The sequence below is a fragment of the Streptomyces sp. NRRL WC-3605 genome, from assembly GCF_001509795.1.
Classification (GTDB): Bacteria; Actinomycetota; Actinomycetes; order Streptomycetales; family Streptomycetaceae; genus Streptomyces; species Streptomyces viridochromogenes.
Map to the genome: position 1 here is coordinate 1 of NZ_LLZN01000094.1, position 25,350 is coordinate 25,350.

The window sequence follows — 25,350 nt, forward strand, 5'->3', positions numbered from 1 at the left end:
CAGTCGAGCCCATTCCTCATCCGAAAGATCACCCCGCCCCACGACGACCGAAACGATCCACCGAGGGGCCGGTCACGCGACCCATCGGACACGACCTAGGCGGCAGCGAGCTGGAGGAGTTCCAAAACGCCCTGGGCATGCTGGTAGTGCTGGAAGCGGGGGAGAAGGTTGTCGACGAGCTGCACGCAGCGGGGGGCTCCAATGCGACGTGCCAGGAGCAGGGATTCGGTGGCGGCGGCCGCTGCGGGCTCAGGTTCTTTCAACTCGAGGTAGCTTTCGGCGCGGTAGGCGAGAAAGACCCCGCGGGTCTTGTCCCGGGCTGGGGGCAGCAGGCGTTCGCCTTCGGTGATCAGCCGGTGAGCGCGGCCGGTGTCGCCGAGGTCCAGGAGGGCCTGGCCGGAGTCCACGGCGAGGTCGGCTTCCGACACCCAGGCGCACCAGGCCGGCCGGTCGGCGCCGGCGTCGTTGAGGTGCTTCTCCGCTGCGGTGAGGGCACGCAGCACGGCGCGTCGTTCGCTCCGGTCGCCCCGTGCGGCGAGGGTTCGGGCAAGGCGCAGCTGGAGCAGGCAGCGGGCTGCGGGATGGCGGGCGCGGGCCAGGGCGTGGTTGAGGATGTTAGCGGCGGTGGTGTGATCACGGCGCCAGGCGGCCTGGTAGGCGAGGTCGCCCAGGAGGCCGGCGCCCATGTCCTGGTCTCTGGCGGCGCGGGCGTTGTGCAGGCCGGCGATCCAGTGCTGGCTTGCGTGGGTGTGGCGGCCTAGGTCGAAGCGGTGCCAGGCGACGCTCTGGGACAGGGAGGCCGCCAGGGTGTGCAGGCGCAGCCCGAGAACGGGTGTGTAGCGGCCGTGTTCGAGCAGGTCGGTCACCGTGGTGAGGTGGGCATCGAGCAGCGTGGCGGTGTGCTGTCGCTGCTCGGTGGTGTGACCGGCGAGTTCCTGGGCGGTGTTCTCCAGGAAGGTGACGAAGTCCTCGCCGATCGGTTTGCCGTCGCGGGCCTGGGCGAGAGCGCTCGTAGGGCCGGCAGCCCAGTCCGCGGCCAGCGCAGACAGGGTGGCGCCGGAGATCGTGAAGAAGGTACGGCGGTCCATCGCTGTTCGCAGGGCCTCTCTCAGGGCGGGCACGGAGCTGTCGGGCCCGAACGGGACCACGCCTTCGGCAGTGAGTGGCAGCCAGTTCGGCCAGTCGTCGGCGCGGACGATGTCCGCGGGCCAGCCGAGGGCTTCGGCGATGTAGATCTGCGATTCCTCGCTGGGCTTGATGCCGCGCTGCCACTTACGCACCCGCGCCTCGTCGGTGCCTGAACGCAGACCACGCCGGATGGCCGCGGCACGGATCCCGGAGACGAGTTCATCCATCGTCATGCCGAGCGCGAGCCGCGCCAGCACCAGCGGGTGACGTGTGGTCTCTTGCACGCCTCAATCCAATCACTCAGCGCACACGAACGGTGACGTACTTGGATACGGGACCCCTTCGGGACCCCCTCCAACCGGTCGACTGGGTCGAACAGTTGAGCCCATTCTCGTCTTCTGCCGCCACGACATGCGGCAGCGGGACCCACCGTGAGACGAGAGGAGAACCGATGGCACAGACGGATACGCCGCTGGTGTCCGTGGTCGTCAGCACACGCGGAAACACGGCGAACGTACGGAGTTTGCTGGAGGCGCTGGCAGCGCAGACGCTGTCCGGCGGGCAGATGGAAGCGGTCGTCGTCGACAACGACCTGCCCGGACCCGTCCGGCCGGTCGCGGAACGCTGTACGCGACGGTGACTGGCCGTTTCCCGTACGGGTGCTGTACGAGCCGACACCCGGGCTGAGCGCGGGCCGGAACCGCGGGATCTGCGCGGCTCGTGGCCGGTACATCGCCATCACCGACCCCGACATCACCCCGGAACCCGGCTGGCTGCAGACCCTCATCGACGCGATCGAGGAAGAGAAGGTCTTCGCCGTCGGTGGCCGCACCACAGTGCAGTACCCGGGCGGTCAGGCCGTCGCACTGACGAAGGCGCTGCGGGAATGCCACGGCGCTGTGGACTGGCCCTCAGGCCGAGAGCTGGCTGTGTGGCCGTACTGGGTAACCGGCTGCAACCTGCTCTTCAACCGTCAGACGGCGCTGGACATCGGCTTGTTCCGCACAGATCTCGGACGCCGGGGACGGTGGATGGGTGACTGCGAAGACCTCGAGTTCATTGACCGGGCCCGTCACGCCGGCCCCCACACTCTGATCGAACCGGCCGCCGTCGTCTCCCACCCGGTCTACCGCCCGGAGACGACCCTCAGGTACTTCATCCGCCAAGGCGCCGGGCACGGCGTGTGCGTCGCCCGGATGCACCTGAGCGTGACGGTGGAGTCCGCTGCGATCCAGGCCGGCCGCGAAGCCGTGCACGCCGCGGTCATCAATCTGGCCGCCGGGTGGACCTTCCTGGACCGATCCCGCGCCGTCGAAGCCGCCCGCGACCTGGCCCGCATCGGCTCCTACCACCTCGAACGCGGCCGCCTGCGCCTCTTGGGCCGCCGCCCCATAGCCCTGGCCCAGCACACCCCGAAGAAGGAGACCTCCGCATGGACGTGATCACCACCACAGGCCTGTCCGCCGCTTCCTCCCTGACCGGCGTCGAGGTCGTCGAACGCAATGCGCCCCCGAGCCGTCACCCAGGCGGGATCGGTCGGGACGCGCCCTGACCCGCTTCCATGTCTCTGCGTAATGGCTCAACTTCAGGGAATGGCAGCGGGTTGCGGGGCTTGCCGCGACCTGGCCGATGGTGAGCGCGCTGGACTTGCCCTCCTCGCTGCGAGGCACATCCCTTTCCACCTAATGGAGGGCTGGTCCAGATCACCGCGCAGCTCACCCCACCGCCAAATCACCGCCGACACAGGGCCCTCGGCCCGCCGTCCGGCATCCGCGAGGGGCTCGGGCGCTGGCATGGCACCGAGACAGCACCGCGGCCTGCGACCGGGCCCTCTCATCGACTGCCTCCCACAGCGCACACCACCCATCCGAACTACTGGACCCGTGGAATGCCTCATTGTGACCACTGACTGGCTGCTCTCGCAGAACGAACGAATGAAGAGGCAGGGCATTTTCAATTGGACACTGCCCGCCTGGGTGATCTTCCCTGTTGGATCGGCGTATTGAAGCGGATCGAGCAGAGGCGGACGCGTGCCGAGTTGGCGTACGTATTGGGTGCCGGTGGACCGTCGGGTCGTGGCGGATCGGGTGCCCGATCTGGCCGGGTGGGAGGACTTGGCTGAGCGTGAGGATCGAGTTGGGATTCATCCTCGAGATCCGATTGCTGCGCGCCTTCAGCCATCGGGAGGTCGGTCGTGCGACGGTCGTGGCGGCGGCTGCGTTTCGTCCGCGCCGGGCTGCTGCGGACAGCATTTTCGCGCTACACCGGACGTGGTGGATTGGCAGGTGGCGGTATGGCGGGGACGGCGTCGGGGGCTCGGCGGGTGCTGGCTCCGCTGGCGCTGGCGCAGTTCATCTGCAGCTTCGCCGGCTCGAACATGAACGTGATGATCAATGACATCAGCGAGGACCTGGACACCACGGTGCAGGGTGTCCAGGTCGCGATCACGATCTTCCTGCTGGTGATGGCCGCGCTGATGATCCCGGGCGGGAAGCTGACCGACAAGTGGGGGCGCAAGCGCTGCCTGCTGGCGGGGCTCGTGGTCTACGGGGTCGGGGCAGTGCTCAGCGCGGCCGCGCCGGGGTCGGCGTGCTGATCCTCGGGAACTCGATCCTGGAAGGTGTGGGGACGGCGTTGCTGATTCCGCCGGTCTACATCCTGACCACGCTGCTGTTCACCGACATGGCGTCGAGGGCGCGTGCGTTCGGCGCGATCATGGCGATGGGCGGGATCGGCGCGGCTGCGGGCCCGCTGATCGGCGGGCTGATCACGAGTACGATCAGCTGGCGGGCTGCGTTCGTGTTCCAGGCGCTGGTGATCGTGGTGATCGTGGTCCTCAGCCGTGGAATCGCCGATCCGTTGCCGCCTGAGCCTGCCCGGCCCTTCGACACGGTCGGGGCGGTGCTGTCGGCGGCGGGCCTGGTGCTGCTGGTGACGGGCATCCTGGCCGTCGACAACAACGGCTGGCTGGCGCTCGGCCTGTTGCTGGCCGGCGCGGCGGTGCTGGTCGGGTTCTTCGCCTGGGTGCGTGGCCGCGAGCGTGCCGGCCGGGAGGCGCTGCTGTCGACGGCGCTGTTCCGCAACCGCACCTCCAACCTCGGTCTGGTCACCCAGAACACGCAGTGGCTGATGCTGATGGGCGTCTCGTTCACGGTTGCCGCCTACCTGCAGGTCGTGCGCGGCTACGACGCGATCGACACGGGCGTCATCTTCACCGCCGCGACCCTCGGCATCCTCGCCTCCTCACTGGCCGCCGAGAAGCTGGCCAGGCGCCGTGCGCAGCGCACCCTCATCATGGTGGGCTTCGTCGTGACGATCGCCGGTGTCGCCGTGCTCCTTGCCTTGGTCGCCTGGAAGCCCGGGGCATGGGCGTTCGCCCCCGGGCTGCTGTTTATCGGTCTGGGTCTGGGGGTGATGCTCACCCCGTCGGTGAACGTGGTCCAGTCGTGCTTCGCCGAGGCGCAGCAGGGCGAGATCTCCGGCCTGTCGCGCAGCATCTCCAACCTTGGCTCCTCACTCGGCACGGCCGTAGCGGGAACGATCCTGGTGTCGGGGCTCAGCAAGGGCGGGTACGCGGCGGCGATGGCGACGCTCGCGGTCGTCGGCGTGGGCGGGTTGATCGCGGCGGCTCTGCTGCCGCGGGTCTCCGGGCCGCCCGCCGCCGGAGCCGGGACGGCGGCACCGCCGGGGGCACCGGGGCGGTGACGCCGGGCAGCCCGTACCCTCAGCCGGTTTTGTCCTCGGCTCGGTCGAGTTCCTGGTCCAGTGCGATGGCCGCGTCGATCAGGGCTAGGTGGGTGAAGGCCTGCGGGAAGTTGCCGAGCTGTTCGCCGGAGGGTCCGATCTCTTCGGCGAACAGGCCGACGTGGTTGGCGTAGGTGAGCATCTTGGAGAAGGCGTAGCGGGCCTGGGTGAGGCGTCCGGCGCGGGCGAGTGCCTCCACGTACAGGAAGCTGCACAGGTTGAAGGTGCCCTCCGAGCCGCGCAGGCCATCGGGGGAGGCGGCGGGGTCGTAACGGTAGACGAGGCTGTCGCTGACGAGTTCGCCGTCCATGGCGTCGAGGGTGGTCAGCCAGTCGGGGTCGGTGGGGGTGAGGAAGCCGACCTTGGGCATCAGGAGCAGCGACGCGTCGAGGACGTCGGTGTCGTAGTGCTGAACGAAGGCACGGCGTGTCTCATTCCAGCCCCGGTCGATGATCTGCTGCAGGACCGTGTCGCGTGCGTTGCGCCAGCGGGTCAGGTCGCCCGGGCGCGAGTGGGCGGAGGCGAGTTTGACGGCACGGTCGAAGGCGACCCAGGTCATCAGGCGGCTGTAGGTGAAGTTCTGGCGGCCGCCGCGGGTCTCCCAGATGCCTTCGTCGGGGCGGTCCCAGTGGTCGGTGAGCCAGTCGATAACGCGCGCGAAGGCGTTCCAGCCGCGGATGCCGCCGATGTCCTCGGACTGGGCGAGGGCGTAGGCGGCCTCGCCGTAGATGTCGAGCTGGATCTGGTCTGCGGCCGCGTTGCCGGCCCGTACCGGGGCCGAGCGCCGGTAGCCCTCCAGATGGTCCAGGACCTCCTCGGTCAGATGCGGCTCGCCGTCGACGCGGTACATGATCTGCAGCGGTTCGCCCGAGGCGGTGGCGCTGGCGTCCAGGCGGTCGCGCAGCCATCGGCGGAAGGCGTTCGCCTCCGCGGTGAAGCCGAGGTCGACCAGGGACCGCACCGACAGGGAGGCGTCTCGGACCCAGGTGTAGCGGTAGTCCCAGTTGCGCTCCCCGCCGATCTGTTCGGGCAGGCCCATGGTGGCGGCGGCGATCGGGGCACCGGTGGGGGCGTAGGTGAGGAGCTTGAGGGTGATGGCGGATCGGGTGACCATCTCGTGCCAGCGGCCGCGGTAGCGGGAGGCGCGCAGCCACTTCAGCCAGAACGCGCTGCACGCGTCGAAGTCGGCGAGGATCTCGTCGGTGGTGGGCGTCGCACCGCCGGGTCGGCCGCTGAGGACGCCCAGAGCGCCGGTTTCGCTGGTGAGGACGACGGCGGCGCGTTCCCCGGCCTGGAGGGTGAAGCGGGCGGAGACGTCGGTGCCGTCGGGGTGCAGCACGATCGGCGTGGTGACCTGCAGGTGCAGATCGGTGCCGGGCCCGCGGAACAGCACGGATCCGTCGTCGAGGCGGGTGAGGTCGTGCGGTGCGCGGCCGTAGTCGAAACGGGGCTTGCACGTCAGCTCGAATGGCATGCTTCCGCGCACCACCCGCGTGGCCCGGATCAGCCGATGCCGGGCGGACGGCGTCGTCGACAGGTCGGGGGGCATGAAGTCGACGACCTCGCCGACGCCGTCGGGCGTCATGAAGCGCGTGATGAGAACGGCGGTGTCAGGAAGGTAGAGCTGGCGGACGGTGGCGTCGCCGCCGACATCGGCGGCGAGGCGGCAGAAACCGCCGCGGTCACTGTCGAGCAGCGATGCGAACACACTCGGGGAGTCGAACCTGGGCGTGCACCACCAGTCCACAGTGCCATTGGCGGCGATCAGTGCCGCCGTCTGCAGATCACCGACGATGCCGTGGTCCGCGATCGGGGGGTAGTCGTTCACAGCGCCTCCTCGGCTGCGGCGGCGAGAGGTACGCACCCCTCTCACCAGCGCGATCCCACCGGTGGTGCGGGGCGTGGCGGACGGCGTTGCTGCCGCCAAGCGTCGGTTGTTCTGCCCATCATGGCGAGACCAGGCGCCCCCAGCCACTCCTGGCCGCAGCACCCCTTACCGACCGCGCCGCCGGCCAGCGAGGCCACGTGAACGGCTCGATCGCCCAACGCAGAGGCTTGCAACCGGTACCCAGGTACAGGCTTACCGTCGGAGGTGTCCACGAGTTCGGGGACGCGATGACGGTAGTGAGTGCGATGAGCGATCTTGCGTGGGTGCCGCAGACCTGCACTCTGCCCACCGAGGAGAGGCCCCTCCGGGTCTCGGAGTGGGACGCGCTGTTCGCCGAGCGGCTGACGTCGCTGTCGAGGCCAGGGCCACTGCGGCTGCGCCTCGACCTCACGGCCGACCCCGGCGTCGAGGAGCGGGTGCGGGATCTGGTGGAGCGGGAGGGCAACTGCTGCTCGTTCTTCTCCTTCACTCCGCGTCCGGTTGAAACTCTCTTTCCGCCATGTCCGGCCGTCTCCGGCACGCCGGTCGCACCGCAAGGTGTCCGCTCTCCGGCGACCCTTGTCCGGTGTCCCCAAATGGCAAGTCTTACGTCTCCCTCAGTCAAGCAGCCCAGGCCCGTCCAGCTCTACGGTGACACCACCGCAGAGACGCGGTCAGCCACCACAGGGGGCACACCATTCCCCTGTGCACGTCCCCTTCGGACGGGCCGGTCACCACCGGCACACCAGGCCCGCGCCCTCGGCCCCGCATCGACCCCTCGCCACGGTTCGCTGCCCGCGCGCATCCTGCGCGGGTCGCCCGCGACGTGGGTGACCACCGATCCGACAGGAGACGGACCGTGCACTTCCACGACGACTCACTCTTCCCCGAGAACCAGGAAAAGCTGGTGATCCAGGCCGCTCCCTACGGGCCGGAGTGGCTGCCCGGTGACGCCGACGACCTTCCCCTCACCATGGACGAGCACGTACAGGCGGCCGTCGACTGCTACAACGCCGGCGCGACCGTACTGCACATCCACGTGCGGGAGCTCGACGGCAAGGGCTCCAAGCGGATGTCCATGTTCAACGAGCTGCTGGGACGGCTGCGCGAGGCCGTGCCGGACATGGTCCTCCAGATCGGCGGCTCGATCTCGTTCGCCCCCGAGGACGAGGGCAGCGAGGCCAAGTGGCTCAGCTACGACACCCGTCACCTGCTGGCCGACCTCACACCGGCGCCGGACCAGGTGACGATCGCGATCAACACCAGCCAGATGAACATCGTCGAGATCATGAACGACGACGACCTCGAGGGCACCTCGATCGCCAAGCCGGAATACTACAAGGCCTATCGGGACATGGTCGTCGAGGCCGGCCCGGACTTCTACCTGGAGCACCTGAAGCGCCTGCACGGCAGCGGCATCCAGCCGCACTTCCAGCTCGCCACGCTGGCCCAGCTGGAGACCGTGGAGCGGCTGATCCGGTCCGGCGTCTACACCGGTCCGCTGATCCTCAACTACGTGGCCATCGGCGGAGGTTTCGCCGGCCGCCACCCCGCGGACCTGATCGAGTTCGTCCGCCGCACCCCGGACGGCGCCGTCCTCACCATCGAGAGCTCCATGCGGGCCGTGGCGCCGATGAACGCGATCGGCATCGCGCTCGGCGTCCATGTGCGCGTGGGCAATGAGGACAACCTGTGGCGACGCAAGGGCGAGCGCATGACCACCGTCGAGCAGGTCGAGCAGATGGTCCAGATCTCCGAGGCGCTGGGCCGTGACATCGCCACCGGCGCCGAGGCCAAGAAGATCTACCGGCTCGGGGAGTACTACGCGGACGCCGACGAGACCCTGGCCCGGCTCGGCATGGTGCCGAACCGCCGTCCCGGACAGCGCGGTTTCATGCTCCGCGACGTCTGATCGCGTCCGTTCGCCTCCGGGCACGCCACCACCCCACCGGACCACCGCGCAGCGCTCCGCTCGGCGCGCGCGGCCCCAGGGGCCGCCGGGGCAATCCCCTGACTCCGGCGGCCCCCTCATCCCATCCCACTCCCCGCGGCGCCGTGCCCCCGCACACCCGGCAGGCGTCCGCGACGAACAACGGAGCACGCCCGTGGCACACGCCATTCGCTTCCAGGAGACCGGCGGTCCCGACGTCCTGAACTGGGAAGAGGTCGTCGTCGGCGACCCCGGCCCGGGCGAGGTGCGGATCCGGCACGCGGCCGTCGGACTCAACTTCGCCGACACCTACTTCCGTACCGGCCTGTACCCGGCGCCGCTGCCCGCCGGGCTCGGCGTCGAGGCCGCCGGTGTGGTGGAGGCCGTGGGCGAGGAGGTGACGCACGTCGCCGAGGGCGACCGGGTGACGTACACCGGCAGCCCGCTGGGCGCGTACAGCACGGAGCGGGTGATGCCGGCCGACTCCCTGATCAGGCTGCCGGACGCGATCGGCTTCGAGACGGCCGCCGCGATGACCATGCGCGGCCTCACCTCGGCCTACCTTCTGCGCAGGATCCACCCCCTGAAGGCCGGCGACACGATCCTGCTCACCGCGGCGGCAGGCGGTGTCGGCCTCATCCTCTGCCAGTGGGCGAAGCTGCTGGGGCTGACCGTGATCGGCACGGTCTCCACCGAGGCCAAGGGCGAGCTGGCCCGCGCCCACGGCTGCGACCACGTCGTCCACTACCGGCGCGAGGACGTCGCCGAGCGGGTGCGCGAACTGACCGACGGGGCCGGGGTGCCGGTCGTCTTCGACAGCGTCGGCGCCACGACGTTCGCCGGCTCCCTCGCCTCGCTGCGGCGGCGCGGCCTGCTGGTGTGCTTCGGCACGGCCTCCGGGCCGGTGCCACCCATCGACGCCATGCAACTGGCGGTCAAGGGCTCGCTGTTCGTGACCCGGCCCGCCCTCGCCGACTACATCGCGGACCCCACCGAACGGGCCGATCTGGCCGGCGAGCTCTTCGGCCACGTCGCCTCCGGACGGATCACCGTCGAGGTCAACCAGCGCTACGCGCTGGAGGACGCCGCCCGTGCGCACCGCGACCTGGAGGCGGGGCGGACAACGGGCTCGTCCGTCTTCGTCCTCTGAACACGCCCGCACAGCAGATCACCTGACTCCCGTTCACGTCCCTCACCAGGAGGAAGTTCCGTGGAGAAGACCCTGTCCCCGGTGGAGAGCGCACCCGCGACGGTGCGCGCCCACTCCCTCGGCTCGATCAAGGTCGAGCCGCTGACCTGCACCATCGGCGCCGAACTCTCCGGCGTGCACCTCGGCGACGCCGCGCGCGACGAGGAGCTGTTCGCCGAGATCAAGGCCCTGCTCCTCCAGTACAAGGTCCTGTTCCTGCGCGACCAGGACATCACCCGCGCCGAACACGTCGCGTTCGCCGAGCGGTTCGGCGCGCTGGAGGACCACCCGGTGGCCGGCAGCGACCCCGACCACCCCGGCCTGGTCCGCATCTACAAGGACCTCGACTCCCCTGCCGAGCACTACGAGAACGCCCTCCACACCGACGGGACCTGGCGTGAGACGCCCGCCATGGGAGCCGTGCTGCGCTGCGTGGAGTCGCCCCCGGTCGGCGGGGACACCATCTGGGTCAACATGGTCGAGGCGTACCGCCGGCTGCCGGACCACGTCAAGACCCAGATCCAGGGCCTGCGCGCCCGGCACAGCATCGAAGCGTCCTTCGGCGCCGTCATGCCGCAGGAGAAGCGCCACGAGCTGAAGGCCCGCTTCCCGGACGCGGAGCACCCGGTGGTGCGCACCCACCCCGAGACCGGGGAGCAGATCCTCTTCGTCAACAGCTTCACCACGCACTTCGTCAACTTCCACACGCCCGGGAACGTCCGCTTCGGGCAGGACTACGCCCCCGGCGCGCACCTGCTGCTCAACTACCTGCTCAGCCAGGCCGCGGTCCCGGAGTACCAGGTGCGCTGGCGCTGGCAGCCCAACAGCGTGGCCATCTGGGACAACCGCTCCACCCAGCACTACGCCGTCCAGGACTACTGGCCCGCCGTCCGCAAGATGGAGCGCGCCGGGATCACGGGCGACAGACCGTTCTGACCTTTCCTTCAGAAGCTCGCGAGGTGATGACAATGGCGTTCCCCACCACTGAGCAGTCCCCGCCGGAAACGGCGTCCCCGTCCGTCTGGCCGGTGTCCCGGCGCTATGCCTGGGTCGTTTTCGCCCTGAGTTTCGGCCTGCTGCTGTCCGACTACATGTCACGGCAGGTCCTCAACGCCGTCTTTCCCATGCTGAAGGCCGAATGGCTGCTGTCCGACGCCGAGCTGGGCTCGCTCAGCGGGGTCGTGGCGCTGACGGTCGGCGTGCTGGCCTTCCCGTTGTCCCTGCTGGCGGACCGCTGGGGCAGGGTGCGAAGCCTGCTGATCGCCGCCACCGTGTGGAGCCTGGCGACACTGGGGTGCGCGGTGTCCGCGGGCTACGGCGAGATGATGACCGGCCGACTCTTCGTCGGCATCGGTGAGGCGGCCTACGGCAGCGTCGGGATCGCGGTGGTCCTGAGCGTCTTCCCGCCCGTACTGAGGGCCACCCTCTCCGGCGCCTTCATCGCGGGCGGCGCCTTCGGCTCCGTCCTCGGCGTCGCGATCGGCGGCGCGGTGGCCGAGGCGTTCGGCTGGCGCTGGGCGTTCGGCGTGATGGGCGTCTTCGGGCTGGTGCTCGCCGCGTGCTACGGCGTCGTGGTCACCGAGAAGCGGCTGCGGCCGCGGGCGGAGACGGACGCGGCCACGAAGAACGCGGCGGACGCCGACGCGGACACGGGGAACGCGGCGGACGCCGGTGCGGACGCCGACGTCCGGCCGGAGGCGGACACCGTCGAGGACGCGGCCACCGCCCCGCGCGAGCATCTGCGGGCCCTCCTGCCGCGGCTGTTCTCCTCCGCCTCGGTGATCGGCGCGTACGTCGGCAGCGGACTCCAGCTGTTCATCGCGGGCTCCCTCATCGCCTGGCTGCCCAGCTACTTCGACCGCTACTACCACCTGCCCACGGCGCAGGCCGGCGCCGCCGCCGGGGTCTTCGCCCTGGTCATCGGCGTGGGAATGATCGGCGGCGGGATCGTCTCGGACCGGATCAGCAAGGCGCGGCCGATCAGGAAGTGGTCCGTCGCGATCTTCTGCAGCCTCGGCTCGCTGGTCCTGCTGCTGACCGCCTTCCACCTCCCCACCGGCTCGCTCCAGATCATGACGCTGGCGGCAGGAGCGGTGCTGTCGGCCGGCACGGCCGGCCCGGCCGCCGCCATGGTGGCGAACCTGACCCCGGCGACCATCGCCGCCACGGCGTTCGCCACCCTCACCCTGGCCAACAGCCTGCTCGGCCTGGCTCCCGGCCCCGCGGTCACGGGCATGCTCGCCGACCGGACGAGCCTGCTCGACGCCCTCCAGCTCGTCCCACTCGTCGCGCTCGGCGCCACCGTGGCCTTCGTGGTCGGCCGGCACCACTACGAGCGGGATCTGCTCCGCATCACCGAACAGTCCGGGCCGGCCGGCCCGGAGCGCACGCGAGCGGAGGTGTCCTCATGACCCGCACCGCGACCCCGGCGATCGTGATCGTCCCGGGCCTGCGCGACCACGTGGACGAGCACTGGCAGACCCTGCTCGCCGGCCGGCTGGCCGAGGCGGGCCGCACCGTCCGCACGGTGCCGCCGCTGACACATGACGGACTCAGCCGCAAGGCCCGCGTGGCAGCGCTGGACGAGGTGGTCTCGCGGCTCGCGGGACCCGTCGTCCTGGTCGCCCACAGCGCCGGCGTGCTCACCACCGTGCACTGGGCCCAGGAGTACCAGGCCGACGTCCGGGGCGCGCTGCTGGTCACCCCGCCGGACTTCGACACCCCACTTCCGGAGGGCTACCCCACTCCCGACGTGCTGGCCGGCAACGGCTGGACGCCGGTCCCCCGGTCGGCGCTGCCCTTCCCCAGCATCGTCGCGGCCAGTTCCGACGACCCGCTGGGCGGCCTGGACCGCGTCCGTGCGCTGGCCCTGGCCTGGAAGAGCGGGTTCGTGGAGCTGGGAGCCGTAGGGCACCTCAACCCCGCCTCCGGCTACGGCCCGTGGCCGGAGGCGGAGGAACTGCTCCGCGAACTCGACCCCGACCCCGATCACGGCTGAGACACCGCCCCCGGCCGGCGGCTCCCGGAAAGGCATCGATGAACACCGACACCGACCCCGATCTCCTCTGGTCACCCGGTCGCCGTGAGACGCAAGACTCCAACGTCGCGTCCTTCCTGCGGTGGCTCGGTACCCACCGGGAGTTGCACTTCCACGACTACGCCGAGCTCTGGCGGTGGAGCTCCACCGACCTGCCCGGCTTCTGGTCCGCCGTATGGGAGTTCTACGGCCTGGACGCCGTGTCCGGCTATGACGAGGTGCTGGCGGACGCCTCCATGCCGGGCGCCAGGTGGTTCACCGGCGCCCGGTTGAACTTCGCCGAACGCTGCTTCGCGCACGCCGCCCCCGACCGCCCGGCCCTGGTCTTCGTGGACGAGGGCGGGACTCCCGTCGAGACCTCCTGGGAGGAACTGCGCCGGCAGGTCGCGGACGTCGCCGCGGCGCTGCGCCGGATGGGCGTGGGGCCCGGCGACTGCGTGGCGGGCTGGCTTCCCAACCTGCCGCAGACCGTCGTCGCGCTGCTGGCCACGGCCTCCCTCGGCGCGGTGTGGACGGTGTGCTCCCCGGACTTCGGCACGCCCAGCGTCCTCGCCCGGCTGCGGCAGGCACGGCCGGCCGTCCTGGTGGCGGCGGACGGCTACCGCCACGGCGGCAAGCGGTACGACAAACGCCCGGTGGTCGCCGAGCTCGTGGAGGGGCTGCCCTCCGTACGGCACGTCCTCGCGGTCGGCCACCTCTTTCCCTCGCCGGACGAGCCGTGGGCGCCGCGGGCCGACGTACGGCAGCACTCCTGGTCCGCGCTGCCGGCCGCGGAGGGGCCGCTGGAGTTCGCCGACGTGCCCTTCGACCACCCCCTGTGGATCCTGTGGTCCTCGGGGACCACTGGGGTGCCCAAGGGGATCGTCCAGGGCCACGGCGGCATCGTCGTGGAACTGCTGAAGGCCCTCGGACTGGGCGCCGACCTGCGCGCCGAGGACCGCTATCTGTTCGTCACGTCCACCAGCTGGATGGTCTGGAACTTCCTGGTCGGCGGACTACTGCACGGCAGCACCGTCATCCTCTACGACGGCAGCCCCACGTTCCCCGACGTCCACGGCGCCTGGCGGGTCGCCGAGCGGACCGGAGCCACGATGGTCGGGGTAGGAGCCGCCTACCTCGCCGCCGGGGAGAAGGCGGGCGGGGACCCGGCAGCCGAACTCGGTCTCGGGGCGCTGCGCTCGATCCTCCAGACCGGCTCGTCGCTGCCGCCCGGCACCTGGCGCTGGGTCCACGACCGGCTCGCGCCCGGTGTCTGGCTCCAGTCGGTCTGCGGCGGGACCGACGTGTGCTCCGTGCTGGCGGGCGGCTCCCCGCTGCTGCCCGTGCGGGTGGGCCGCATCCAGTGCCCCGCGCTCGGCGTCGTGCTGGCCGCCTGGGACCCCGAGGGGCGGCCGCTGACCGGGGAGCAGGGCGAACTGGTGCTGACCTCGCCCCTGCCGTCCATGCCGCTCCACTTCGTCGGCGACCCCGACGGGGCGCGCTACCGGGACAGCTACTTCGACACGTATCCCGGTGTCTGGCGGCACGGCGACTGGGTCACCGTCCATCACGACCTGTCGGTCGTCGTCTCCGGCCGGTCGGACTCCACGCTCAACCGCATGGGCGTGCGCATGGGCTCCGCCGACCTCTACGCGGTCGTCGAACAGCTCCCCGAGGTCGCGGACAGCCTCGTCGTCGGCGTGGAACGCCCGGACGGCGGCTACTTCATGCCCCTGTTCGTGGTCCCGGCCCAGGGAACCGACCTGGACGACGCGGTGCGCGAGCGCATCGCGGCCGCCGTCCGGCGCCGGCTGTCACCCCGCCACGTGCCCGACGTCATCCTGCCGATCGCCGCCGTGCCCCGCACCCTGACCGGGAAGAAGCTGGAGGTGCCCGTCAAGCGCATCCTCCAGGGCGCCCGCGTCGACGAGGTGAGCAGCGCGGGCGCCGTCACCCATCCCGAGATGCTGGCCTGGTTCGCGGAGTTCGCGGGCCGCTCCGCGACGGGCGGGTGAGCCGCGCCCTCCCGCGGACGGAGAAGACGCCTCGGCCCATACCCATGGGCCGAGGCGTCTTCGTGGTCGCCGGGTGGTGGTCAGGAGGTGCGCTCGGGCTCGACACCCGGGGGAACCCGTGGATCCCCGGGGTGCCGACGGAGTCGTCCGCGATGGCGGGGGGACAGACGCTCCAGTCCAACGCCGAGTTCCCTCTCGGCGGTGGTGGGTTCCCCGAGACGCAGCGGGACTGCGCCACTCATGCCGATGTAGCAGTAGGCGCGGGTCAGCTCACCGGAGTCGACCCTGCCCAGGCGTGGTGGTCGACGATGCGGTCCGTGCCGAAGTACTGGAGGTCCCCGACGCGTGCGGCCAGCCTCCGCAGCCAGGCGGGGAAGTCCGGGCGAGTGGCGTCCGTCTCCCGCGTCAGATGGATCCGGCCGTGGGTGAGGGTCCAGCCCGGGACGGGTCTGGCGACGAAAACCCCCTGCCGGTAGGCCAGTTCGGTGCCGCTCGTCCAGTCCATGCTCCGCCGGTGCCGGAGGCCGAGGGCGTCGGCCACCTCCTCCGGCCCTGCGTCCCGCACCGCGAGCCATGAAGTCTTGTAACCGAAGGACATGATCCCTCCCACCGTGGTGCCCCGGGGCGACGCGGGGATCATCGCGGACGGCACCGACAAGGGCGGCGCACGCCGGTCGTCCTCGATGCGGCCGGGGGTGACGCGCAGGCGGCGGGCCGGGGAGGACGGTGTCTCGCGGACTCCGTCACGACCGCGCCGCCGGCACTCCGGAGACCCGGCCCTCTCGGTGGGGGGCGCGGGCCGGGGTGCCGGCGGCCGGATCCGTTTCGGCGGGGCCGCTACGACAGGCCGCCGCCGAAGGCGTACTGGAGGGCCAGGCTGGAGGAGGAGACGACCACCCACAGGCAGGCGCCCAGCAGCAGGGGGCGGGGGCCGGTGCGGCGCAGGGCCGCGAGGTCGGTGGACAGGCCGACGGCGGACAGCGCGACGGTGATGAGGAAGACGGACAGCTCCTTGAGGCCCGGATGCGCCGCGGCGGGGACGAGACCGGCGCTGTTCGCCGCGGCCGCCAGCAGGAAGGCCACGAGGAACCAGGGCACCAGCCTGGTCGGCCGCACCGGCGCGGAGGGGGTGGAGCGGGCGCGGCGTCCGGCCAGGAGCGCCAGGCCCAGACAGACCGGGATGATCATCAAGGTTCGGGTCAGCTTGACGACCACCGCGTCGTCGACCGCGCCGGGGCCGTAGGCGGTGGCGACGGCCACCACGGACGACATGTCGTTGACCGCGGTCCCGGCGAACAGGCCGAAGACCTGGGGATCCATGCCGAGGAGGTGGCCGATCAGGGGGAAGACGACGACCGCGGCGATGTTGAAGAGGAAGATCGTCGAGATGGCGTAGGCGACCTGCGCGCTCGCGGCGCCGATGACCGGGGTGACCGCGGCGATCGCCGACGCGCCGCAGATGCCGGTGCCCGCTCCGATGAGGGTGCGCAGATCGCCGCCGACGCCGAGCCGGCGTCCGATGACCCGGGCGGCGAGCAGACAGGCGGCCAGGGAGCCGATCATGACCGGGAGGGAGCTGCCGCCCACGTGGAGCACCTGGGAGAGCGACAGTTGTGCGCCGAGCAGGGCGACCCCGGCCTGGAGGACGGGTTTGCCGGCCAGGCGCAGGCCGGGCGTGAGGCGGGGGGCCGGTCTGTGGGCGGCGGCGACCAGGACGCCGAGGATCACGGCGGTCACCGGACCGCCGAGGACGGGGAGCCGTTCGCCCACCGCCATGGCCACCACCGCGACGACCAGGGCCACGGCCAGCCCAGGTATCCAGGACCCGCGCACCGGCCGGGCGGCGGCCGCCGCGGCCGGGGCGGGGTCGCCCGGCCGGGGGCCGCGGTCCGGGGTGGACCGGGGCTCCCGGGCGTCCGTCTCCTTCCTCACGAGTCCGACCCTTGTCCGCCGGTGTGCCCCGTGGCCGCCTGCTCCACGACGACGATCTCGCGCTTGAGGATCTTGCCGGTGGCGCCCTTGGGGAGGGCGTCGGTGAAGGTGACGATCCGCGGGTACTTGTAGGCGGCCACCCGTTCCCTGACGAAGTTCCGGATCTCTTCGGCGGTGGCCTCCGCGCCGTCCCGGAGGGCCACCACGGCCGCTATCTCCTCGCCGTGGACGTCGTGCGGCACACCGACCACGGCGGCCTCGGCGACGGCGGGGTGCTCGTAGAGGACCTCCTCGATCTCGCGCGGGTAGACGTTGTAGCCGCCGCGGATGACGAGGTCCTTCTTGCGGTCGACGATGAAGTAATAGCCGTCCTCGTCGACGCGGGCGAGGTCGCCGGTGTGGAACCAGCCGTCGCGGACGGCGTCCGCGGTCGCCTCGGGGCGGTTGCGGTAGCCCTTCATCACGTTCTCGCCGCGGATCGCGATCTCCCCCACCTCGCCGGGGCCCACGTCGGTGCCGTCGTCCGTGACGAGCCGGGCCTCGACCCCGCGGATGGGCACCCCGATCGAGCCGGCCTTGCGGGGGCGGTCCGGGGGGTTGAACACGGCGACCGGCGAGGTCTCCGACAGCCCGTAGCCCTCCAGCACCGTGACGTCGAATTGCCGTTCGAAGCCGTGCAGCACCTCCACCGGCAGGGAGGCGCCGCCGGACACGGCGAGGCGCAGCCGGGACAGGTCGTGGTCCCCGGGCCCCCCGGCGTTGAGCAGGGCCGCGTACATGGTGGGGACGCCGAGGAAGACGGTGACCCGGTCCCGGTGCAGGATCCGCAGCGCCGCGGCCGGGTCGAACCGTGGCAGCAGGGTCAGGGTGGCGCCGGCGACGACGGCGGCGTTGAGGGCGCAGGTCTGCCCGAAGGCATGGAACAGCGGCAGGCCGCCGAACAGGACGTCGTCCGGACCGATCCGGATCAGCGTCTCCACGGTCGTGACCGCGTTGGTCGACAGGTTGCGGTGGGTGAGCTCGGCGCCCTTCGGGGTGCCTGTCGTCCCGGAGGTGTAGAGGATGACGGCGGTGTCGCCGTCGGCCCGCTCGACGACCTCGGCCAGTGGCTCGGCCGCCTGGGCCAGGGCGTCGAAGTCCGCGTTGGTGACCAGGCATTCCACGCCCGTCTCGGCGGCGGCCTTCGTCACCTCCGCCGCGAAGAGGGAGGCGGTCAGCACGATCCGGGAGCCGGAGTCCGTCAGGGTGTGGGCCACTTCGCGGGACTTGAGCAGCGGGTTCATCGGGACGACGACGCCGCCGGCCCGCAGGATGCCGTAGTAGGCGACCGGGAAGAGGGTGACGTTGGGCATGACCATCGCGACGCGATCGCCGGGCCGGACGCCCCGCTCCCGCAGGAGGGCGGCGACGCGCGCGGCGGCGTCGTCCAGCTGGGCGTAGGTGAGGACGGTGTCGTCCTGGCGTACGGCGATGCGGTCGCCGTGGGCTCCGGCCGTTTCCGCCAGGGCTGCCGCGAGGTTGTTCATTCGTCGTCCGTTCCGTCGGGGCTTGAGGGGTGGGTGTGGGGACGGCAGGAGCCGCCGGTGTCGCCGGTGCCGGGGATCGTGACCACGTCGCGGGGGGTGATTCCGCCGCGGCCGGAGCCGTCCCCGGCGTGCGGGAGGTCGCCCCAGAAGTGCGGGGGAAGGTCGCGTCCCTGGCGCAGGGTCAGCCAGAGCCGCAGCAGGTGGCGCTTGCGTTCGGGCTCGGCGAAGTCCTCGTACTCCGTGCGGGAGTGCAGGACCGCGTAGTTGTTGACCAGCAGCAGGTCACCGGGCTCGAAGTCGAGGTCCAGGCGGTGCCGGGGGGAGCGTGCCGCCTCGTCGACGAGGTCGAACAGCTCCACGTCGGCCCGCTTTAGTCGCGGGACTCCGGACAGGCGCTGGGCGGACTCCAGGTAGGGGCGGTGGTAGCGCATGCTGAGCTTTCCCCCGTGCCAGGTGGCGAGGGGGGCCGCGTGGTAGGGGCGCTCGCCGGGGGCGTGTTCACCCCGGCGGTCGAGGTAGTGGGTGCGGTACAGCCGCTCGACGAGGTCGGGACGGCGCGCCAGGACGGCGTTGTGGACCGCGCCGGCACTGACGAGCGAGGTGCGAGCGCCGGCGCGGGGCGTATTCAGGCACAGGAGCCCGAGCACGTCGGACCCGTCGGTGTGGAACGGCAGCGCCGCTCTCGTCTGGTAGCCGCGCGTGGACGGGTCGGCCAGGGTGCGTCCGGTGTCGCGGACGTGACCGAGCATGTGGCCGGCCGCGTTCTGCGACACCGGGACACCCAAGTGCTGCCCCAGCCCCCAGAACAGGGTGCTCGCCGCCGCCCGGCTGTACTGCTCGACGGGGATGCGTCTGACCAGGACGAACCCTCGGCCGTTCTCCAGCACGTCGACGACGCGTTCGAGCACACCTGCCAGGGTCGGCAGCGGGAAGTCGGCGGAGCCCACCTTCAGCAGCGGGACACCGCGCTCGCGGACCGCGCGCAGGGCGGACTCGAGCTCCTCGATCTGCTCGGGCGACAGCCGCAGGACCCACCCCTCACGGTCGGCCAGGTCCGCCCCGCTCCAGACGGCCGGTCCCGTGCAGGGCCGGCGCAGCACCTCGATCACGTTCGTGTGCACCGCGGACACACTTCTCCCCTTCGAGCGTCTGATGGATTCCGATGGAGCGATACGGATGTCCTTGCGCCCCCCGCTGTCTCGGCGCCGTGTTCCGGGGGATTCACTCCATCGCGAGTGGTGCCACAGTAGGGCAGCCCGTGTCGCGTCGCTTGACGTGGCGTGACGTCTGACTTATCAATCAGGGACACACGCCAGGGAGCGCGCCCATGATGAAGCCCCTCGTCCGCAACGCCGCCCTGAGCGGCTACGTGGAGCTGAGCCAGTCGCTCGGCATCGACCCGCGAGCCCTGATGAAGCGGGTCGGCCTGGATCCCGCCGGCCTCGCGGTCCAGGACCGGTGGATCTCCGGCGTGGCCGTGATCCAGCTGCTCGAGCTGTCCGCGGCGGCCGCCCGCCGCGAGGACTTCGGCCTGCTCCTCGCCGAGCGGCGCCGCTTCTCCAGCCTGGGGCCCATCAGCCTGGTCATTCGCGAGGAGCCGGACGTCCGCAGCGCGCTAGAGCTCCTCGTCCGGCACGAGCACATGTACAACGAGCTGCTGCACAGCAGGCTGTCCGAGGCGAACGGCCTGGCCACGCTCAAGGTGAGCCTGGAGCCGGCGGAGACGGCGGCGACCCGCCAGTCCGTGGAGCTGGCCGTGGGTGCCTTCCACCAGGTGCTGCGCACGTTCCTCGGCGCGCGCTGGCAGGCACTGTCCGTGTGCCTCACGCACGGCGCGCCGAAGGATCCCAGGAGCCACCATCGCGTCTTCGGTCCTGTGGTGGAATTCGACGGCGAGTTCGACGGGATTGTCTTCTACGCCAGCGACCTCCACGCCCCCAACCCTCTGGGGGATCCGATGCTGCGGGCCTACGCACGGCAGTTCTTCGACGCCATCGCGACCTCGCGGGACACGACGGTGCTGGACCGGGTACGGGATCTGATCGAGGTCCTGCTGCCGACCGGCCGGTGTTCCATCGAGCAGGTCGCCGGCAGTTTGGGGGTCGACCGTCGGACCGTGCACCGGCACCTGGCGGCGTCGGGCGAGACGTTCTCCTCCGTCCTCAACGCGACGCGCAGCCAGCTGGCGGAACAGCTCGTGCCCAACCCGAGGCGTTCGCTGACGGAGATCTCCGGCTTGCTCGGGTTCTCCGCGCCGAGCGCCTTCTCCCGCTGGTTCCGCGAGCAATTCGGCTGCAGCGCGCGGGAATGGCGGACCCGACGCGCCGAACGGGGGCCGGGGGAGGGTGACCCCGGAGGAGCGCCGGAGGGGCACGCGGGTACGGAAATGCGTCGCATCCCGGACTGGTGAGCCGTCCGCTCTGGCATGGGCCGTCGGGGCCCCTATGCGTTCGTCAACGCTGCGGTTGAATGGGTGGAGCTGACCAACACCGCGCGCCGGTCGGTGAACCTCGCCGGCTGGACGTTGACGGACGAGGACGGTCACACCTACACCTTCGACTACTACCGCCTCGAAGGGCGTGCCACGCTCCGTGTTCACACTGGCAAGGGCCGTGACACCCGCAGTGACCTGTACCAGGACCGCCGCCACTACGTGTGGGACAACCACTCCGACACCGCCACCCTGCGCAACGACCGGGGCCGCTTCATCGACGACGAGTCCTGGGGCGGCGACCACCACCGCCGCGGCGGGCACCACCGCGACGAGTCGTGGGGCGGTCACCACCGTAACGGCGGCCACCACCACGGCGACTTTCGCCGCTGACCTGCACCCGTCCCGGCCGGTGACCACCGAGCCACGGTTCTTCATGCCGACGTGACTCCACGATGGCGTGAGTGTGACCAGATCCCGCACGGCGGTTCGGTACCGTACGGGCCCGCCACACAACCCCGGGGGAGCCATGCAATACGTGATGACAGAGGAGTACGCGTCAGCCATGGTGACGGTGATCCCGGTCATCATGGTCGTCGCGACCGTGGAGTTCCTGGCCCTCATCCAACGCAGGGCGGCGGAGCCTCCCCCAGCGGAAGACATGGACTCACCACTCGCGTGGATCACGGTGCTGCGCGAGTTACTGATCCTGGCCTTCTACGCGACGTTGATCGTCAGTCACTGCCACGCCGAGATTCTGCTGATCGACTGGCTGGCGTCCAACGACCGTCCCCCATCCCCCGAGATGGCCCGGCGAATCGCGACCACCGGCATCTCGGGGTTCATCGCAGTCACAGCCGTCACGGGGGGGGCTGATGGTCTGGAAGAGCCTGCGGCCGACGTGGGTCATCTTCCGAGCGCTACGGCAGGGCGACGTGCCCGGGTGGAACCAACCGCCACCGCAACGTCCACGACTACCGCACCAGCGGTCCCGGCCACGCCCGATCAACCCCGCCCACCGTGCCGTGCGCGGCGGTCGGCGACCGCTCCCCAGCACGCGACGGTAACCCCATACCCCCAGAGAACGACACCATTAGGCGACCGAGGCCCTCCCCCCTTCCACAACAGCACTCTGGTCTGTGACTTCCGGCTCCCCTGCACCAGCCACGCCGCGCCCAGGCCCGAACCGAGGAGGAGCGCCGCGCCGTCACGCAGATTGAGGAACTCGCCGTCCCGTCGCGCCGCGAAGACCCGCAGGCCGCGCCCGCCGAGGAGACCCCGGCCCCGGAGACCACTGCAGCGACCGAACAGTCGGTGCAGCCCTCGGCCGCGCCGACGGCCCACCGCGTCGATCGGCCGCGCCGTCGACCTGGCCCTCGTGCGCGCCCGCCAGCCGCGCGTCCTCCCGGAGCCGGCCGCGCCGGGCGCTGGTGCGCCGCAGGTCATCACGCCGCCCAGATGCGGGCATTGCCAGTGGCCAGCAGGCGTCTGAAATCAGTCGGGCATGGCTCCCATCGGATACCTCTCCTGAATGAGGGCGCGGAGTCCTGCTCGTACTGCTACTAGCTGCTCTGCGGTGGCGCTCATCTCGTGTCGCAGTCGCACAAGCCGCCCATCCGCGCTCCTTCTCTTGATCACCTCGCGGAGCTCGGCGTGGTGACTGTTGACCCAAGCTGCGCGCGCGTCGACAGCCTGATCGAATTCCCCCAGAAGGTTGGGACAGTAGATGTGCATCATGCTGCGCAAGTTCCGTCGAGCTGCTTGACGGCGCTTCGTTCCGCTCCACCTCTGGGCGACGGGAGCCGAGGGTGACATCAGGGCGTTGATCTCCTGTTTCGACAGCCTTACCGACGAAGAGACGGGCGTCCTGGTGGACGTGGGCTGACATGCGTCGGTGCGCGTGTGGTTCGAGGCCGCTGCCGCCGTCCGGCGGCGCTGTCGGCACGTGGAGCCGGTCCGTGCGCAGCGACGGGCAGCCGCTTCCATGCGGGGGGGGGCGCGGGGTCCGGCGGCAAGCGGGCTGATTTCAGGCGGCGACGGTGCGAAGGGCCTGCGCGTCCATGGCTGGCTGCGGTCGTCTTCTTCTTGAGCGGGGTGGTGGGGATGGTGTCGACGGGCTGGTCTGGCTGTTTTCCGGTAGGGGGTGTCCGGGTTGACCATTCCGACCTCCTGTTGGAGGTCCGGGCTCGAAAGGTGTGTGCTGGGAGTTGGTTCCCGCGCGGATGCGGGGACCCGGGCCGCGGCATCCTGGGGGCCGGCACCGCTTTGGCCGGCCGTCTTCAACTCGGCTCGTCCTCGCCACCGGTGAAGTCGGTGATCTTGGGAACGAGGACATGACGATCTTCGTTCTCGGGAGGGGAAGACCGGCATGACCGTGCCCGCACCTCGTGACCGACGCCTGTACGGCGACCGGCGGTTCGACCTGCGTACCACCACGTTGTTCTTCGTCCTGCTGGCGCTCGTCCTGTGTCTTGTGGCATCGGTGGGCCGCATCGTGGTGGGCATGGTGGAACGCCGTCCGGAAGGGGCCGGACTGCTCGCCGTACTGATCGTCGCGTCCGTGCTCGCCTCCCGGTCCCGGTGGCGCAGGCTGTCGGCCGCGAGATGCGCGCGCCGCGCGGCCGAGGCGCTGGAGGCCGCGGCCGAGACCGCGTCCGACAACCTCCGCGACATGCGCCATACGACGGCGGCGCAGGGCATGCGCGGCACGGCGGGGGCCGAAGGCGTCAGGGGCGCGGCAGCGGCCGTGGCGCTACCGGCCGTCGAGTGCCCGGCCGGTGCGGCGGAATGGGCCTTCGGGTACGGCGCCGACCCTCTGCGCCCGCAGGTGTCGCCGGTGCCCAGTCCGGCGGCGGCAGCGGGGGAGGAGGCCACCGCCGTTGTCGACCTGCCGGTGGACTGCTTCGAACTCGACCCCGACGCCTTCGAGCGGACCGTGGCCGACCTGTGCCTGCGTGATGGCTGCGGGGACGTCGAAGTGGTCGGAGGGGCCGGGGACTTGGGCGCCGACGTCACGGCCGTCACCCCGGACGGGCGGCGCCTGATCGTCCAGTGCAAGCGCTACTGCGAGACCAACAAGGTGGGCTCCCAGGATCTCCAGCGGTTCGGGGGCACCTGCTTCACCGTCCATGAGGCCGACATTGCCGTGGTCGTCACGACGAGCGACTTCACCGCCCCCGCCCTCGAGTACGCCGAGCAGTGCGGAATCCTGTGCGTGAACGGCGACGAACTGAGTGCCTGGCACGACGGTACCGGGCCCCGGCCGTGGGACTTCGAGGCCACGACCGCTCCCTGAGCGACCGGGCGAGCTTGGGGGGGCGGGGGCTTCGGTCCAGGCGTCGAGGGTGTCGAGGACGGGTGCCGGGTGTCGCCGCCGCGCAGGGGGAAGTCGGCGCGCTTGTGCTGCCGGACGTACGTGCTCGTGGTGATCATGCTGGTGCGCAGGGTTTCGTAGGCGGCGACTGCCCTTTCGAGGTCGGCGCGCAGGGCCTCGGCGCGGTCCCAGCACTGGCGGACCCGGCAGGCCCTCGCCGGGTCCGGGGACGGTCTGCAGCTGGGGGTTGTGGCTGGTGTGCAGCTGTACTCGACGGATGCCGACGGGCGGTATGAGGGGCGCGCCCACACCCTGAGCATGTCCTCTCCCTCCCCGGCGATACGGTCCGGTGGATCATCGAACCGGGGAGGGGGCATGGCCCGGGCCGGCAAACGACCCTGATCGTCGGGGACCGCTACACCTCCCGAAGCCGCTTACTGAGCCTGCGGAAGGGCGCGTTCACCTACGACGAGCCGGTCACCGGCGCCTGGCTGCGCTGTATCGCCGGGCAGGTGCCCGGACCCGCACCGTCGGTGTCCATTGGAGCTGCCCTCCGGCATCGTCACGCTTCACTCCCCGCCCGCCACCGTCACCTCTTGCCCCCCGGCACTGGACGCACGGCCCGCAATGGCGATCAGCAAGCAATCTTCGACTACGACTGCCGCACAGCGCGCTTGGCGCCCCAGGCCCTCACCTACCGCGCACTAGTCGAGTGCGCCGACTGCGCCGTGCCCGCCACCGCTGCCGGCGAAGACCTCTGCCCGACCTGCCTCGGCTGACCACTGCGCCGCACCTGCCCCGGCCCCACCCGCAAACGAACCCACCCCGAAGGCGACGGCCGCAGCACGACCTGCGCCTCCACCTGACCCACCCCACCGGAAGAACACAACAGCCGTGACCGGCACCCACCGCACACCACCGCCATCCGACCCGGCCCAGCACCCAGGTGGCAGGGGACAGGGCCGCCGCCCTGGCCGAAGTCTCCCAGGGACAGCGACTGGGGGCGTACCAGAGCTACTCGCCCCAGTATCGGATCGCGAAGTTCTCGGGCGAACCGAAGTACGAGCCGGAGGCCCGCGTCCACGGAGGAACTGTTCGAGCACGCCGCGGGCGTCGCCGACTTCGGCCTCGGACCCGGCCTGGTCTCGCACCAGACGCCCGCCGCATGGGCGGGCGCCGTGACCAAGCCCGGATTCGTGAAGTTCGCCTGGCAACCCGGCCACGACGACTGGCTCTTCAAGCTCAGCGGGTCCACGCCG

At 71.0% G+C, this 25,350-nt stretch carries 17 protein-coding genes and 3 pseudogenes; 14 read left to right on the forward strand and 6 right to left on the reverse strand.

Annotation, left to right across the window (positions count from 1 at the left end; translation table 11 throughout):
• Nucleotides 1-95: 95 nt before the first annotated feature.
• Nucleotides 96-1,412 carry a hypothetical protein gene (locus ADL34_RS30610; RefSeq protein ID WP_062739836.1) on the reverse strand — a complete coding sequence of 439 codons (1,317 nt, stop codon included), beginning with the start codon at nucleotides 1,410-1,412 and terminating at the stop codon, nucleotides 96-98.
• Between the two features lie 167 nt (nucleotides 1,413-1,579).
• Between ADL34_RS30610 and ADL34_RS36270 the strand changes: the two genes are divergently transcribed.
• From ADL34_RS36270 to ADL34_RS30625, 4 genes and pseudogenes are all read left to right on the forward strand, one after another.
• Complete coding sequence (locus ADL34_RS36270) at nucleotides 1,580-1,768, forward strand: hypothetical protein (protein ID WP_062671868.1); 189 nt, start codon at nucleotides 1,580-1,582, stop codon at nucleotides 1,766-1,768.
• A gap of 13 nt (nucleotides 1,769-1,781) precedes the next feature.
• Nucleotides 1,782-2,570: pseudogene (locus ADL34_RS30620) on the forward strand (glycosyltransferase); the annotation flags it as partial.
• An 851-nt stretch (nucleotides 2,571-3,421) separates the two neighbouring features.
• Nucleotides 3,422-3,724: an MFS transporter gene (locus ADL34_RS37160; protein WP_324610583.1), complete on the forward strand. Its 303-nt coding sequence runs from the start codon at nucleotides 3,422-3,424 to the stop codon at nucleotides 3,722-3,724.
• The gene (locus ADL34_RS30625) at nucleotides 3,718-4,833 is read left to right on the forward strand and encodes an MFS transporter (protein ID WP_324610584.1); all 1,116 of its coding nucleotides are present in this window, start codon (nucleotides 3,718-3,720) and stop codon (nucleotides 4,831-4,833) included. The genes ADL34_RS37160 and ADL34_RS30625 overlap by 7 nt, the downstream gene beginning before the upstream one ends.
• Before the next feature lie 19 nt (nucleotides 4,834-4,852).
• Here ADL34_RS30625 and ADL34_RS30630 read toward each other — a convergent pair whose 3' ends face one another.
• Entirely contained in the window at nucleotides 4,853-6,700 is a 1,848-nt protein-coding gene (locus tag ADL34_RS30630; protein WP_062671872.1) for a glycoside hydrolase family 15 protein, read from the reverse strand.
• An 898-nt stretch (nucleotides 6,701-7,598) separates the two neighbouring features.
• Here ADL34_RS30630 and ADL34_RS30635 point away from each other — a divergent pair.
• From ADL34_RS30635 to ADL34_RS30660, 6 genes are all read left to right on the forward strand, one after another.
• Complete coding sequence (locus tag ADL34_RS30635; protein ID WP_062671874.1) at nucleotides 7,599-8,651, forward strand: 3-keto-5-aminohexanoate cleavage protein; 1,053 nt, start codon at nucleotides 7,599-7,601, stop codon at nucleotides 8,649-8,651.
• 193 nt (nucleotides 8,652-8,844) lie between these two features.
• Complete coding sequence (locus ADL34_RS30640) at nucleotides 8,845-9,819, forward strand: quinone oxidoreductase family protein (RefSeq protein ID WP_062671876.1); 975 nt, start codon at nucleotides 8,845-8,847, stop codon at nucleotides 9,817-9,819.
• A 60-nt stretch (nucleotides 9,820-9,879) separates the two neighbouring features.
• Nucleotides 9,880-10,794 carry a TauD/TfdA dioxygenase family protein gene (locus tag ADL34_RS30645; protein ID WP_079034364.1) on the forward strand — a complete coding sequence of 305 codons (915 nt, stop codon included), beginning with the start codon at nucleotides 9,880-9,882 and terminating at the stop codon, nucleotides 10,792-10,794.
• Nucleotides 10,795-10,826: 32 nt separating this feature from the next.
• Nucleotides 10,827-12,269 carry an MFS transporter gene (locus ADL34_RS30650; RefSeq protein ID WP_062671878.1) on the forward strand — a complete coding sequence of 481 codons (1,443 nt, stop codon included), beginning with the start codon at nucleotides 10,827-10,829 and terminating at the stop codon, nucleotides 12,267-12,269.
• A complete protein-coding gene (locus ADL34_RS30655) occupies nucleotides 12,266-12,856 on the forward strand; it encodes an RBBP9/YdeN family alpha/beta hydrolase (protein WP_062671880.1) in 591 nt (196 codons plus the stop codon). Before ADL34_RS30650 ends, ADL34_RS30655 begins: the two co-directional genes overlap by 4 nt.
• Before the next feature lie 38 nt (nucleotides 12,857-12,894).
• A complete protein-coding gene (locus tag ADL34_RS30660) occupies nucleotides 12,895-14,889 on the forward strand; it encodes an acetoacetate--CoA ligase (protein ID WP_062671881.1) in 1,995 nt (664 codons plus the stop codon).
• Between the two features lie 265 nt (nucleotides 14,890-15,154).
• On the opposite strand, the gene ADL34_RS30665 is transcribed toward ADL34_RS30660, so the two are convergent.
• From ADL34_RS30665 to ADL34_RS30680, 4 genes are all read right to left on the reverse strand, one after another.
• Entirely contained in the window at nucleotides 15,155-15,487 is a 333-nt protein-coding gene (locus tag ADL34_RS30665) for a hypothetical protein (RefSeq protein ID WP_199835658.1), read from the reverse strand.
• Between the two features lie 239 nt (nucleotides 15,488-15,726).
• Nucleotides 15,727-16,821 carry a YeiH family protein gene (locus ADL34_RS30670; protein WP_079034365.1) on the reverse strand — a complete coding sequence of 365 codons (1,095 nt, stop codon included), beginning with the start codon at nucleotides 16,819-16,821 and terminating at the stop codon, nucleotides 15,727-15,729.
• Nucleotides 16,818-18,347: a long-chain-fatty-acid--CoA ligase gene (locus ADL34_RS30675; protein WP_062671883.1), complete on the reverse strand. Its 1,530-nt coding sequence runs from the start codon at nucleotides 18,345-18,347 to the stop codon at nucleotides 16,818-16,820. The genes ADL34_RS30670 and ADL34_RS30675 overlap by 4 nt, the downstream gene beginning before the upstream one ends.
• The gene (locus tag ADL34_RS30680; protein ID WP_159039003.1) at nucleotides 18,344-19,468 is read right to left on the reverse strand and encodes a TauD/TfdA family dioxygenase; all 1,125 of its coding nucleotides are present in this window, start codon (nucleotides 19,466-19,468) and stop codon (nucleotides 18,344-18,346) included. Before ADL34_RS30680 ends, ADL34_RS30675 begins: the two co-directional genes overlap by 4 nt.
• Before the next feature lie 206 nt (nucleotides 19,469-19,674).
• Between ADL34_RS30680 and ADL34_RS30685 the strand changes: the two genes are divergently transcribed.
• The 4 genes and pseudogenes from ADL34_RS30685 to ADL34_RS36900 form a co-directional block, all read left to right on the forward strand.
• Nucleotides 19,675-20,757 (forward strand): AraC family transcriptional regulator, encoded by a 1,083-nt coding sequence (locus ADL34_RS30685; protein WP_234375140.1) that lies wholly within the window; start codon nucleotides 19,675-19,677, stop codon nucleotides 20,755-20,757.
• Nucleotides 20,758-20,814: 57 nt separating this feature from the next.
• A pseudogene (locus ADL34_RS30690) lies at nucleotides 20,815-21,171 on the forward strand (lamin tail domain-containing protein); the annotation flags it as partial.
• A gap of 1,975 nt (nucleotides 21,172-23,146) precedes the next feature.
• Nucleotides 23,147-24,073: a restriction endonuclease gene (locus ADL34_RS30700; protein ID WP_062674112.1), complete on the forward strand. Its 927-nt coding sequence runs from the start codon at nucleotides 23,147-23,149 to the stop codon at nucleotides 24,071-24,073.
• A gap of 958 nt (nucleotides 24,074-25,031) precedes the next feature.
• Nucleotides 25,032-25,350 (forward strand): annotated as a pseudogene (locus ADL34_RS36900) (hypothetical protein); the annotation flags it as partial.